This is a genomic window from Methanobrevibacter sp. (assembly GCF_045130115.1).
Taxonomy (GTDB): domain Archaea; phylum Methanobacteriota; class Methanobacteria; order Methanobacteriales; family Methanobacteriaceae; genus Methanocatella.
Map to the genome: position 1 here is coordinate 21179 of NZ_JBGUPC010000008.1, position 14041 is coordinate 35219.

Annotated in this window: 12 protein-coding genes; 6 read left to right on the forward strand and 6 right to left on the reverse strand. The window is 38.7% G+C overall.

Translation table 11 applies throughout. The features are described from left to right. Nucleotides 1–150 precede the first annotated feature (150 nt). The 5 genes from ACJMML_RS01595 (at nucleotide 151) to ACJMML_RS01615 (ending at nucleotide 7028) form a co-directional block, all read left to right on the forward strand. The gene (locus ACJMML_RS01595) at nucleotides 151–1068 is read left to right on the forward strand and encodes a glutamine amidotransferase (protein WP_303738245.1); all 918 of its coding nucleotides are present in this window, start codon (nucleotides 151–153) and stop codon (nucleotides 1066–1068) included. Nucleotides 1069–1083: 15 nt separating this feature from the next. Continuing rightward, the gene (locus ACJMML_RS01600; RefSeq protein ID WP_405305658.1) at nucleotides 1084–1737 is read left to right on the forward strand and encodes a tributyrin esterase; all 654 of its coding nucleotides are present in this window, start codon (nucleotides 1084–1086) and stop codon (nucleotides 1735–1737) included. Between the two features lie 11 nt (nucleotides 1738–1748). Further along, nucleotides 1749–2822, forward strand: a complete 1074-nt coding sequence (locus ACJMML_RS01605) for a Coenzyme F420 hydrogenase/dehydrogenase, beta subunit C-terminal domain (protein WP_405305659.1) — start codon at nucleotides 1749–1751, stop codon at nucleotides 2820–2822. After that, nucleotides 2823–4310: a glutamate synthase-related protein gene (locus tag ACJMML_RS01610; protein ID WP_330025324.1), complete on the forward strand. Its 1488-nt coding sequence runs from the start codon at nucleotides 2823–2825 to the stop codon at nucleotides 4308–4310. A 78-nt stretch (nucleotides 4311–4388) separates the two neighbouring features. After that, nucleotides 4389–7028: a PEP/pyruvate-binding domain-containing protein gene (locus ACJMML_RS01615; RefSeq protein WP_405305660.1), complete on the forward strand. Its 2640-nt coding sequence runs from the start codon at nucleotides 4389–4391 to the stop codon at nucleotides 7026–7028. A gap of 245 nt (nucleotides 7029–7273) precedes the next feature. Here the strand turns inward: ACJMML_RS01615 and mmp11 are convergent, their stop codons facing one another. The 5 genes from mmp11 to hacA form a co-directional block, all read right to left on the reverse strand. Continuing rightward, nucleotides 7274–8215: a methanogenesis marker protein 11 gene (gene mmp11 / locus ACJMML_RS01620; RefSeq protein ID WP_405305661.1), complete on the reverse strand. Its 942-nt coding sequence runs from the start codon at nucleotides 8213–8215 to the stop codon at nucleotides 7274–7276. A 7-nt stretch (nucleotides 8216–8222) separates the two neighbouring features. Continuing rightward, nucleotides 8223–8639 (reverse strand): 6,7-dimethyl-8-ribityllumazine synthase, encoded by a 417-nt coding sequence (ribH, locus tag ACJMML_RS01625; protein ID WP_330025327.1) that lies wholly within the window; start codon nucleotides 8637–8639, stop codon nucleotides 8223–8225. A gap of 148 nt (nucleotides 8640–8787) precedes the next feature. Next, nucleotides 8788–9795, reverse strand: coding sequence for an isocitrate/isopropylmalate family dehydrogenase (locus ACJMML_RS01630; RefSeq protein WP_405305662.1), 1008 nt, complete (start codon nucleotides 9793–9795; stop codon nucleotides 8788–8790). Beyond that, nucleotides 9770–10249, reverse strand: coding sequence for a 3-isopropylmalate dehydratase small subunit (locus tag ACJMML_RS01635; protein ID WP_405305663.1), 480 nt, complete (start codon nucleotides 10247–10249; stop codon nucleotides 9770–9772). Before ACJMML_RS01635 ends, ACJMML_RS01630 begins: the two co-directional genes overlap by 26 nt. Before the next feature lie 4 nt (nucleotides 10250–10253). Then, nucleotides 10254–11498 carry a homoaconitase large subunit gene (gene hacA / locus ACJMML_RS01640; RefSeq protein WP_405305664.1) on the reverse strand — a complete coding sequence of 415 codons (1245 nt, stop codon included), beginning with the start codon at nucleotides 11496–11498 and terminating at the stop codon, nucleotides 10254–10256. 74 nt (nucleotides 11499–11572) lie between these two features. Here hacA and ACJMML_RS01645 point away from each other — a divergent pair, with 74 nt between their 5' ends. Next, the gene (locus ACJMML_RS01645) at nucleotides 11573–12805 is read left to right on the forward strand and encodes a DUF2264 domain-containing protein (RefSeq protein WP_405305665.1); all 1233 of its coding nucleotides are present in this window, start codon (nucleotides 11573–11575) and stop codon (nucleotides 12803–12805) included. On the opposite strand, the gene ACJMML_RS01650 is transcribed toward ACJMML_RS01645, so the two are convergent. Then, nucleotides 12802–14040 (reverse strand): nucleotide sugar dehydrogenase, encoded by a 1239-nt coding sequence (locus ACJMML_RS01650; protein WP_405305666.1) that lies wholly within the window; start codon nucleotides 14038–14040, stop codon nucleotides 12802–12804. The two genes, ACJMML_RS01645 and ACJMML_RS01650, sit on opposite strands and share 4 nt — an antisense overlap. Nucleotide 14041: the final 1 nt, after the last annotated feature.

Here is a 14041-nt window from a genome sequence, read left to right on the forward strand (position 1 = left end):
TTAGGCATATGAAACGATAAATCATGATATTTCAAGCATGATGAAAAATTGAGATATCAGATTTAAAATAAACTCGACTTAAGTTATTGATTTGATCTGTCATTAACTTACATGTTGTATTCACCTATTATTTTGTTTGGAGGTAAAAAAATGTGTGGAATAGCAGGTGTAATATACAAAGATAAAAAAACTCACAATGTAGGCCAGGCATTGACATCAATGTTGGAATCCCTACAACACAGGGGCCCGGATTCAGCAGGTTATGCAATCTACGGCAGTTTAGATTTCCCTGAAAATTATTATCAATTAAATATTGAAGTACAAAGAAGAAGAGGAGCATTAGACAATTTAAAATCATTATTAAATCAGATAAGTCCAATATTTGAAGAGCAATTAATAGAGTCTGTAGGCGACTCAGACGTATACAAATGCAAAATAGCATTGGATGAGTACTCTCTTTTACAGCCATGCATAAGAGAGATAGACGAACTTGAAAACGTAAGGGTAATCAACGGTTCACATTCATTTGAAATGATAAAGGATACCGGAAAAGTAAAGGACATAGCAGAAAGATTCAACGTTCAAAGCAGAATGGGAACACACGGAATAGGACATACTCGTTTTGCAACAGAAAGTGGCGTGGACCGCTATCATGCACACCCATACCAAAGCTACATCATACCAGACATAACTGTAGTGCACAATGGCCAAATCACCAATTACTGGAAAATCAGAGATCCTCTAGAGAGAAAAGGACACACTTTTGAATCATTCAACGATACAGAATGTATAGTTCACTACATGGCCGATAAACTTGACCAGGGATATAAATTGGAGGAAGCCCTTGATCAGGCGGTAATTGATTTGGATGGTCCATTTTCAATATTGGTCGGAACTCCCAACGGAATCGGAATTGCAAAGGACAAGCTTGGCCTCAGGCCAGGGGTAATGGTGGAAACTGATGAAATTTTTGCAATAGCTTCAGAGGAAATGGCATTGCATGATGTCACAGATTCCAATGAAATAGAACAGATAGCTCCAGGAGAAACAAGAGCTTACACCATCTGATGAGGGGGTTTATCCATGAAAGAATATGTAATTGATGCAGAAAATATGGATGAGAAAGAATTAAACCGTACCATAAAAGAACAGGCCATATCTCATGATAAAATTATCATTAACAATCCAGAATCCAGACACAATATCTGCGCAGGCTTAACTGAAGATGTTGAAATAGAAATCAACGGGTCTGCAGGTTATTTTGTCGGCACCATGGTCAACGGCCCAAGGATACATATCAACGGAAACGCCGGATGGTTTGCCGGAGACAATATGACCGAAGGAGAATTGGTCATTGAAGGTACTGCAGGTGACGGTGCAGGACAGGGAATCTATGGCGGAACCGTATTAGTAAAAGGAAGCACAGGTTCAAGAACTGGTGAAATCATGAAAGGCGGAACCGTGATAATTGGCGGAAACAGCGGGTTCATGACCGGATTGCTCATGATGGGAGGCAAACTCATAATACTCGGCGACGTAACCGATGATGTCGGCGAATCAATCATGAGGGGAAGCATTTATGTCCTTGGAGAAGTGAAAAGCCTGGGAAAAAATGCTGTTATGCAGGAAGCCACCCCTGAAGACCAAAATGAGCTAAGGGAAATTTTAACAAGATATGATTTTGAACTAAGCGATGCGGATTATAAAAATTTTAAAAAAATCGTTAATATACAATAGGAGCTAGGAAAATGAGTGAACATAGAATAGCCATGGTTGGAACACCATGTGAAATTATGGCAGCATCCAAACTGCAACATTATACTGACAGTCCTATTGATGTTAAACTGGGCTTATTTTGTATGGAGAATTTTTCATATAAGTACTTTGAAAATCTTTTAGAGGAATACGATTTGAAAATGGACGACATTGAAAAATTCCAGATTGATAAAGGATTCGTATTTTTATTGCTGAAAAACAGGCAAACAGTGAAAATACCTTTATCAGTAGCTAAAAGAATCATCAGAAAAAACTGTAACATTTGCGTTGAATTGACATCAGAAACATCTGACATTTCAGTAGGTTCCATTGGATCAGATGACGGCTGGTCAACAGTGATAATCAGAACCGAAAAAGGTCAGGAAATAGTCAATGGGGCAATAGAGCAGAAATTCATTGAAGCCAAAGACCTTACAGAATTTCAATTTAATTTACTCAATAAACTTGCTGGAAACAAAATTAGCAAAAATCTAGAACATATAGAAAATAAGGAATTTCTTGCTAGGCCAGTATTGTATCAGAGGCAAAAATCAGACGATTCAATCAATAAGGAAATCTCAGAGTCTAACTTCTTAGATTTGAAGTCAAATATCATCGATATAGGGGCATGTGTGCTCTGTGGAGCATGTGAATATGTATGCCCTGACAATCTGATAACAATTGATGATACAAAACCTATAATGAAAGGTGAATGCCCTCAGGACTGCCATGCATGTTTTGCAGTTTGTCCAAGAACATTTACACCTCAAAATTTACGAAACGACAATACAAAAGCGATTGGTGACTTTATTAAAGTGCTGACAGTCAGGTCATTAAAACATAGCCAGGGACAGGACGGTTCCATTGTAACTACACTTTTAGACTATCTGCTGACCAATGAAATCGTTACCGAGGCTCTCATTGTTGATAAAAAAGATGACCTGGCCTGGAAGCCTTATGCAAAGATAACAAGAGAAATTGATGAGATTGTTAAATCCGGCGGAACAAAATATTCGGTCTGTCCGGTATTCAAACCGTTAAGAGATATAAAAGAGGGGGTAAATTAGATGTCATTCACTGTTGAAAGAAAGATAGAGATTTGCAGACAGAACAATGATAGGCCTGGCTGCTGCTGGTATTTATGTGACAATCCTAAAAAATCAGCATGTAAAAACTGTTACAGCTGCTATTCAAATTGCCCTCACAATGTATATGAGGTAATCAATGACGAACCGCTGCCTATTCATCAGGAAAACTGTGTAGGATGTAAAATATGTGAAGAAATGTGTCCGACACACGCAATATATGTCAGGCCTCTTGTAGATGAAGGCAGAGGAATCTGGTCAAATTCAACAATGGTTGAAATCAAACGTAAAAGCCAAAGCGGAGCATATAAAGTGCGCGGATGTGGACTGACCAGGAAAATCCCAACATTTGACGATTTAAGCATATTGCCTGCACAGGTTTCAAGGCCTCCAATAGATTCATACAGGGAAACCTGCAAGACTTCAGTAGTGCTTGGGGACAGGTTTGCTGAAAACCCAATCGAAATCGATACTCCAATCATGATCGGAGCAATGTCTTTCGGCGCACTGAGCAAAGAGGCAAAAATAGCACTTGCTATTGGAAGCAGTAAAGTGGGCACTATAACCAATACAGGTGAAGGGGGAATGCTTCCAGAAGAGAGGCATTATGCCGATAAGCTGATTGCCCAGTATGCATCCGGCCGTTTCGGTGTTTCAGCCAGTTACCTGAACAATGCCGAAGCCGTTGAGATAAAGATAGGTCAAGGTGCAAAATCAGGTATGGGCGGACATTTGCTTTCCCATAAGGTGACTGCTGAAGTGGCTAGAGTCAGAAACATTCCGGAAGGAACTTCAGCATTAAGTCCTGCAAGACACATGGATATTGTCGGGCCTGAGGATTTAGGCATGAAAATCAACCAGTTAAGGGAAATTACCGATTGGAAAATACCTATCATCGTGAAATTCGCATCCGGTAGGGTCGAGCAGGACGTTAAGATTGCAGCAAAGGCAGGTGCAGACATAATTGTAGTTGACGGTATGCAGGGAGGAACCGGTGCCGGACCTGAAGTAGTTACTGAACATGCAGGTATTCCTACAATAGAAGCGATTGTAAAGGCTGATGACGCACTTAAGGAGATAAACTTAAGAAGCGAGGTCAGTCTTGTGGCTGCCGGTGGAATAAGGTCAGGAGCGGATGTGGCAAAAGCAATTGCTTTAGGTGCAGATGCAGTGTATGTTGCAACCTCTGCATTAATTTCAATAGGCTGTAAGGTCTGTCAAAGCTGTTCTGAAGGAATATGTCCTAAGGGAATTGCCACACAGGACAGGATGCTCAGAAGAAGACTGGATCCTATAAGAAAAGGTCAGCAAGTTGCAAATTATATAGAGGCAATGACTCAGGAAGTGACATCCTTGACCCAACAGGCAGGAAACACTGATATAGAAAATCTTGAACGTCAAGACTTGCTTGCATTGACCATGGAAGCATCACAGTTAACTGGAGTGCCAATGTCAAGCAAACAATATTAATTTGATGTGGAGTTAGTGATTATTGTTAAAAATTATTGGGGTTTAAAAAAAATTAAATAAAAATTAGGAGACATTATTATGGCCGCATTCGATAGAATTAAATCCGGAATTCCCGGGCTTGATGAAGCCTTAGACAATATCCGATTGGGAGATAATGTAGTATGGAATGTAACAAACTTGAATGAATTTTCCTACTTTGTCAATCCCTATGTGAAACAGGCAAAGGAAGATGGCAGGAACTTGATATACATTCGATTTGCTAATCATCCTCCATTAATAGAAATGACAGATAAGGATTTTGAACTGCTTGAAATCGAACAGGATAATCCAGACACCGAGTTTTGCATGATAGAGCGTGACGGGATTAAGATATATCAGGTAAATCCATATAACCAATTTGAAACATTCACTCTTGAAGTTCACAGAATCATCGAAAAGGAAGGCTTTGACGCATTTTATGTTTTCGACTGCCTGAGTGACCTGCAGGCGGTCTGGTCGACAGATTTGATGATGGGCAATTTCTTTAAGGTCACCTGTCCGTTCCTGTTCCAACTGGACACTGTGGCATATTTCCCAATCATTCGTGGAAGGCATTCTTATGATGCAATAGCAAAGATTCGTGAGACTACACAGTTGTTCCTGAATGTGTACTCAAATTCCCCCGAAGAGGTTTACGTTTCTCCGCTGAAGGTGTGGAACAGATATTCCCAGACCATGTTTCTGGGGCACAAGTTCAACCCTCAGACAGGTTTCGTCAAGGTTCTTCAGGATGGCCAGGAAGTCAGCAAATACTACAAGACCATCAATTCCGACAAGTATCAGGATGGATTGACCCTGGACAGCTGGGAAAGATACATGATTCAGGTTAGAAGGGAGTATAAAGAAGGCAAAAACATTGATGAGGAATGCGATAAGATCTGTGAGCTGATGATGACGAAAGATGAAAAGATGCTTTCGAAAATCAAGGAATACTTCACTTTTGAGGATTACATCACAATTTATGACCGTCGTGTCGGCAGCGGATTGGTGGGCGGTAAGACATGCGGAATGCTGCTTGCAAGAAAAATAATCGAAAAGGATCGTCCGGAGATATACAGCAATTTCGAGCCTGATGATTCGTTCTATATAGGTTCTGATTTATTCTATACATATATAGTTACAAACGACTTGTGGGACCTTAGGGTAAAGCAAAGGACACAGGAAGGTTATTACAAATACGGTAAGGAATTGGAGGAAGCCCTTAAAAACGGCAGCTTCCCGGAAGAAATTAAAAAGGAATTCATACGCATATTGGATTACTTCGGACAGAATCCAATAATTGTCAGATCAAGTAGTTTCCTTGAGGACGGGTATGGAAATGCATTTGCCGGAAAATACGAATCTGTGTTCTGTGTAAATAGGGGCAGTCTTGAGGAACGTCTGGCCGCTTTTGAAGAGGCTGTAAAGATTGTATATTCAAGTACCATGAACATTTCCGCTTTGGAATATAGGAAAATAAACGGTTTGGACGACACTGACGAACAGATGGCTCTTCTTGTTCAAAGGGTTTCCGGCTCATATCATGGAGACTATTTATTCCCGACAGCTGCAGGTGTCGGATTTTCATACAGCCCATATTCTCCGCTTCCGGACATGGACAACAGCAAGGGAATGTTGAGGCTTGTAATGGGTCTTGGTACAAAAGCTGTAGACAGGACGAAAAAGGATTATCCAAGAATCATCAATCTTGATAAGCCTGAAGTAACACTAACTAAGGATATAAAGGAAAAGCATAGATATTCACAGCATTATCTTGATGTCATCGATTTGAAAAATATCTCTTTGCATGATATACCTGTCGATGAGGGTTTAGGTGTAATTCCAAGGTATGCAAAAAGAATTTTGGTCGAACATGACCGTGAAGCCGAAAGAATGTTTCGTGACCGTGGGCAACGTCGTGAAATAGTGTTCGTCAACTGTGAGGGAATCGTAAAGAATAAGGAGTTCATCGACGAGATGAAGGAAATCCTGAGCACGTTACAAACAGCATACGATTACCCGGTCGACATCGAATACACAGTCAATGTTGGAGAGGACAATTCATTCAATATAAATCTATTGCAATGCCGCCCTCTTCAGGTTTCAGTAAATGATGAGGCCATTGAGATGCCTGAAGACAAAAACGTCTTTTTCCACATTAAGGAATCCTCCATGGGAATGTCACGCAAGAACAAGATAGACACTATTTGCTATGTTGATCCGCACAAGTATTACGAATATCCTTATGCCCAGAAAAGTTCAATATCCAGGGTTATCAGTGATGTTAATGCTTATTGCAAGAATAACGATAAAACAGCTATTCTGATAGTTCCCGGAAGAATAGGTACCTCTTCTCCTGAATTGGGTATTCCAGTTGTCTTTGCTGATATCAGTCATTTTTCTGCAATTCTTGAGGAAGCATATAGTGAAGTTGGCTATATGCCTGAATTGTCTTTTGGAAGCCACATGTTTCAGGATTTGGTGGAAGCGGAAATATACTATGGGGCATTGTTTGAAAATGAGAAGAAATTAGAATTCAATAGGGACATGGTCTATGATTATCCGAATATCCTGGAGGATATCAATCCTAATTTGAGTGAGGAAGTGTATTCCATGATACAGGTTATAGACTTTGATGAAGATAAGGCGGAGTTATACCATGATATGAATAAGGATGAAACATTATGCATTTTCAAGTAATCAGGTCATAGTTTAGATAATGAAAAACATTTCATTATTTTAGGGCAGGCGGGTGGGACATATGCCTTTTTATTTGTAATAATTTTTTGAAAAAAAGATTTTTCAAATAAAAGAAACGTATGACAAAATCGTTATGTGATCAATGACCCTGTTTGATTTTTTCGAGTTTATTTTTTCAACGGGGTTGTTTTTCACATATATTTAAAATTCAGTATTAAAAAAATAAGTTAAAATCTAGAATTAATCTAGATTTCTTTTTCATAAGCTTTCACGGCCTCTTCAACATCATCATAAAGTCCAAGGGCTGCAAGAGCACCGACTTTACCTTGTTCGCCGGTAACCGCAATCAATGGAATGTTCAATTCTTCTGCAACAGATTCTGCAGTTTCAACATCCATCATTCCGGATTTTGTAGCAATTGAATACTCTCTTAACTTTTCAGGAATATCTAAACCTTCCAAGATGGCAATTGCTGTTTTATCAGATAATGTATCCCTTTTGAGAATCTTAATTACATTATCAATTAAATCCTGCTTCTTGTCACTTTCAACAGCGAAAGTAAGAGCAATTGAAACACAGTTTTGTGTTTTGTGCGGATTATGAGGATATAGTTGAACAATAATGTGATCCAAGTATTCGAAACCCATTCCTGCAAGTTCAACTCCTAAATTATGAGCCATTGTCCAGGTGGCACCTGCATCTTTGGTGTCTGTATCGTCAACACCGATAACTACCTTTTCAAGTTTAGGTGTCACAACTGTAGCCTTACCTGCTTTTGAGCCTCCTCCAACTTGAATAAGCTCAACATATTTAACGCCTTCACCCATTCCTCTGCACATTCCAGCTCCAACGCCAGCACCGGCCAGACCTGCATGGGTAACTTTAACCTCATCGCCGTCAACGATAATCTCATCAATTCCGGCAGCATTGAAACTTGCCTTCAGGTCAAGCGGAGCCTTGCCGACATGGCATTTATAGACATGCTTGTTTCCGTCACGGTAAGCGGAATCAATGAGCTCTGAATTGTTTCTGTATTGGTGCAGTAACCAATGAGACCCTGAAATGCATGGATGGTACTCTACGAGTTCCACCTTGTCCCCATCAACCATAGTCAATACTTTTTCGTATGGGGCTATCCATGGGTCATTAAACTTTTCTCTTAATTCGTTAGGCTTTAGTATTTCCATCTAATCACTAGATTTCTTTTAATCTGTCGCACATTTTGATAGCTGCTTCGACTGCACTTTTTGCATTTTTAACACGTCTGTGAGCATCCATTCTGGTCATACCAGGACCGGTAATTCCTAAAGCCACTGGAGTGTCGTATTCAAGTGCTAAATCAGCGATTTTACGGGAAGCGTGTTGTGCCACGATTTGATCGTGGTCAGTTGCACCTTCAATTACAGCGCCGAGGGTTATGATTGCATCGTATTCATCTTTTTGTAATAATTTTTTAATTACGAGAGGCATATCGAATACGCCTGGAACTGCAACAACTTTTGTAATTTCACAGCCTCTGTTTTTAGCTTCTGCTTGAGCGAGTTCTAACATCATTTGTGTAATATCATAGTTAAATTCAGCAACTACTGCTGCTATTTCATATCTTGCCATTTTATCAATCCTCTTTAATTTATCCGGCACCACCGAAAATAATGAGTAAAAATCCTGCTACCCCACTTACTACCATAATGAATATGATAAAAAGTGCTGCCATTTGCATTTTAGTTAATTTTTTGAAATTCATATTTATTATATCTCCTTATAAATTATTTATAACTTCACTGGTTAATTCTTCGGTTGTAGCTGAACCGCCTAAATCACCGGTTAAAGTATTAGCATCATTCAGTACTTTCAATATTGAAGCCTCAAATCTGTCGGCTTCATCGTTTTCACCTAAATATCTAAGCATCATTATTGCTGAAAGCATCATAGCTATCGGATTGGCCTTGTTTTGACCTGCAATATCCGGCGCTGAACCGTGGACAGGTTCGAATAAAGCTCCATCCTGTCCAATATTTGCAGATGGAATTAAACCGAGTCCTCCAACAAGACCTGCCCCCTCATCGGATAATATGTCCCCGAAGAGGTTGGTTGTTACAATAACTTCAAAGCTTTCCGGTTGTGTGATGAGATACATTGCTGTTGCATCCACATAAAAGTCCTCGGTTGCAATGTCCGGATAGTCTTTTGCAACTTCATAGAAAATTTCACGAAACAGACCGTCGGTTTTTTTGAGCACATTGGCTTTATGAACTGCTGTCACCTTTTTCTTATCATTGTCCTTTGCATATTTGAATGCATAGTCAATAATGCGTCTTTCTGCTTCTCTTGTGATAATGCGTCTTGCTATTGCTCCTTCATCGGTAAATGATTCCTCATCAGCAATATACATACCTTCTGTATTTTCACGCACAATCATAAAGTCAATATTGTCAAATAATGAGTTAGTATTAGGATAAGCTTTAACTGGTCTTAAATTAGCAAACATTTTCATTTCCTGGCGTATCCTAACGATAACATCTGCTGCAGTTTCACCTGCTGCACCAAATAGGCATGCATCAGCTTCTCTAATGATATCCAAAGTTTCGCCAGGCAGTGCGGTTCCTGTCTTTTCAAGGCATTCGTCACCTGCATCACCATAAATGTATTCGAAATCAATATCCAATGCATCCAAAACATCCAATGTTGCTTTCATAACCTCTTTACCGATTCCATCACCTGGAACGACTGCAATTTGATATTTATCTTTTGTTTTTGAGGTATTCAATTAAACCACCTTGATTTAAAATTTCTAACATGAATGGAGGTAATTTTTTAAATTCAATTTTCTCGCCATTTGGAGCGGTAATGGTTCCTTCGTCCATATCCACTTCGATTTCATCTCCATCTTCTATAATTTCTGTAATTCCGGGAGCTTCAAGAAGAGGAACTCCAACATTTGTAGCGTTTCTGTAAAATATTCTGGCGAATGATTCCGCAATCACTGCGGACACTCCAACGCCCTTAAGTGCAATCGGAGCATGCTCCCTTGAAGAGCCGCATCCGAAATTTGTTCCAGCTACGATAAAGTCTCCCTTTTTGCATTTATTATTAAAGTCAGCATCAAGTCCTTCCATACAATGCTGTGATAATCTTTCTTCATCAGTATAAATCAGATATCTTCCAGGAACTATAATGTCTGTGTCAATATCATTTCCAAATTTCCAAGCTGTTCCTTTCATATAATCACTCCGGTGCCACTATTCTTCCTTCAATTGCTGAAGCGGCTGCAACAGCAGCGGAAGATAAATATACTTTTCCATCAGGACTTCCTTGTCTTCCCTTAAAGTTTCTGTTGGATGTGGAAAGACTTACCTCATCAGGTCCTATGATTCCAGTGTGGCCTCCAAGACAAGGGCCACAGCATGGAGCTGACACAAGTGCTCCGGCATCAACGAATATTTTAATTAATCCTTCGTCCAATGCTTTTGAGTAAACTTCTTTTGATGCAGGTATAACCAGCATTCTAGTGCCATTGGCTATTTTATTGCCTTTTAAAATCTTTGCGGCATCCCTTAGGTCACTGATTCTGCCATTGGTACAAGAGCCTAAAAATACCTGGTCAATCTCTTGGTCTACCTCGCCAATCGGCTTCACGTTATCAACATTGTGAGGACAGGCAATTTGAGGTTCCAAATCACTAACATCAACATCAATTACATTAAGTGAGGATGAGTCCAAATCTGTCTTAAACACTTTGTAAGGCTTATTGGAACGTTTTTCAACATAAGCGATAGTTTTTTCATCAGGTTCTACCAAACCGGTTTTTCCACCCATTTCAATCGCCATATTGCATAAAACCATTCTGTCTGAAACGGTCATATCTGCAATGGTATCTCCTGCAAATTCGCAGGCTTTGTATGTAGATCCATCGGCACCCATTTCACCGATAATGTGTAAAATTACATCTTTGGCATACACGTTATCTTTTAACTCACCGGTAATGTTAAATCTATTTGTTTCAGGCACTTTAAACCATAAATTACCTTCAGCAAATACCATAGCCATGTCAGTTGATCCGATACCTGTTGCAAATGCGCCTAATGCACCATGAGTACAGGTATGTGAATCGGCACCTACAATAACGTCCCCTGGCACTACATGACCCTTTTCAGGTAGAATTTGATGGCAAACACCTGCATTCACATCATAAAAATGCTCAATATCATGTTTTTTAACAAATTCCCTCATTAAAATATGATTATTGGCGGAATCAATTGAATCGGCCGGAACCTGATGGTCAAATGGAATAACAATCTTTGAGGAATCCCATACCTTTTCGGCACCTATTTTTTCAAAAGACTCAACAGAAAGAGGTCCTGTTAAATCATGGGTCATTGCTATATCAATATTTGCTATAATTATATCTCCAGCTTCTACACTTTCTTTTCCAGAAGCTCTAGCTAATATTTTTTCAGACATTGTTGGCATATTTCTAACCTCTTAGTAATGATAATTATTTATATTTATCAAAATATATAAAGTCTTTTTAATCTTTATATATAATGTTTAACAGAATATTATTCATGAGCAACTCATTTTTTAAAAGATTCAAAAAAGAAGAAGAACCTCAAATAATCGAGGAAGAAACTCCTGTTTGGGAAGATAGGATTTTTTGGGTTTCAACATTGCAAAAAATTGCATTCCCTGTCCTGAATAATTTGTCAAAAGGTTCACTTAGGAAGACCATGCCTTTTGAATCAAGCACTTCTGAAGGACAAAAATTCGCTTATCTTGAAGCTTTTGCTCGTGTATTTAACGGTATTGCTCCTTGGTTGGAGTTAGGGGCTGATACTTCTGAAGAGGGTAAAGTCCGTGAGAAATATATTCGTTTGACTTTACAATGTATTAGAAATGCCGTAAACACTAATAGTAATGATTATATCTTTGTTGTGGAACCTAAACAATCTTTAGTTGATGTTGCTTTATTTGCTCAAGGATTACTCAGGTCAAAAAATCAAATTTGGCTAAATTTACCTATGGATGTTCAAGCTAGATTAATTCGTGAACTTAAAAATACAAGAATTATAGCCCCATATGAAAATCATTGGCTGTTATACACATCAATGATTGAAGCAACTCTTTTAGAGTTTACCGGTGAATGTGACATGGAAAGACTGACATATGCAGTTTCTAAATTTAGGGATGAGCTGTATGTTGGAGATGCTATCTATTCTAACGGTACTGATTTTGAAGTGGGCTATTTCAATAGTTTAGTTATTCATCCTATGCTTAATGATATACTTGGTGTAATGAGAAAGTATGGTCTTAGAGACGGAGAATTTTTGGATGTGCAATTGATGAGATCTTCAAGATTGTCTTCTCAGCTTGAAAGAATTATTTCTCCTGAAGGAACATATCCGCTTTTAGGCAAAGCTTTGTCCTATCGTTGCGGCATTTTCCACTTGCTTTCACAGGCTGCCTTATTAAAGGTTTTACCAAGAAATATTTCACCTGCACAAGTTAGATGTGCACTTACAAAAGTTATTCAAAGACAATTTGAAGGTAATCAAAACTTTAACTCTGAAGGATGGTTAATTTGTGGTTTAAACGCATCACAGATGGAAATTTGTGAAGATAATATTAACACTGGCAGTCTTTATGCATGCTGTACAGTATTTTTAGCTTTAGGCTTAAAACCTGACGATGAATTCTGGAAATTACCATCTGCGGAATGGAGTAGTCAAAAAGCATGGAACGGCAATCAGATACAGTCAGACCAATCAATTAATTTTTAATTTAGTTCAAATAAGTTCCCGTAATTAAATAATTTAATTTCCTTTGGAACTTCTTTTATTATATTTTTTGTATCAAATATTATTGGATTAGTCATATTTTTAGAAATCAAATCATAATCAAGGTTTTTGAATTCATTATGGTCGCACAATACTAAAATTAAATCTGCATCTTTAGTCGCTTCATCTAAACTGACGAAATTAGGATTGGCTATGTGCGGATCATGAATGGCTATTTCATAATCGCTGCTTAATTTTGCAATTATTTCATAAGCCGGACTTTCCCTATCGTCTCCGGTATTGCCTTTATATGAAACGCCCAAAATGGCGATTTTACCATTTGGAATAATTTTTTTAGCATTTTCAACGACAAAATCAGGCATGGAGTTATTGGTGTCACGTGCCAATTTGATTATTTTTGCCTGTTCAGGCGCTTTTGCATAGATAAAGTAAGGGTCTATTGCAAGGCAATGTCCTCCAACGCCCGGACCAGGTGAGTGCAGATTAACCCTTGGATGTTTGTTAGCCATTTCGATGACGTCAAGAGCGTTAACTCCAATTTCAGCACAAATTTTTGCAAGTTCATTTGCAAGGGCGATGTTGACATCTCTAAAGGTATTTTCCATACATTTTGAAAGTTCAGCTGTTTTTGCTTCTGTAAGCATCAGGTCACCTTCAACAAATTGACCATAAACTTCACCGGCCTTTTTGGCACATTCAGGTGTCACTCCACCGATTATACGGTCATTGTGTATTAACTCGTCAATGATTTTTCCTGGAAGCACCCTTTCCGGACAATGTGCCAGGTATAAATCTTTTCCGATTGTAAATCCAGCATTTTCAAAGATAGGTTTGATTGTTTCATCAGTTGACATAGGAGCTATTGTAGATTCAATAATGACAGTATTTCCTTTTTCGATATAAGGAAGGATTGATTCACATGCTGTTATTACATAGCTCAAATCACAGCTATAGTTTTCAACGATGTATGGTGTCGGCACGGTAATTATGAAAGCGTCAGCTTTTTCAGGAGTTAGGCTAGCTTTGTATACTTTCAATTCAACAGCCTTTTTGATGATGTCGGAGATTCCCGGCTCTTCGATGTGGATAATTCCTTTATTTAAGTTTTCTATCATTTCTTCTGATATATCGACCCCAACCACTTCGCAGTGGTTACGAGCGAATAATGCTGCTGTTGGTAGTCCAATGTAGCCTTGACCAATAATACATACTTTCATA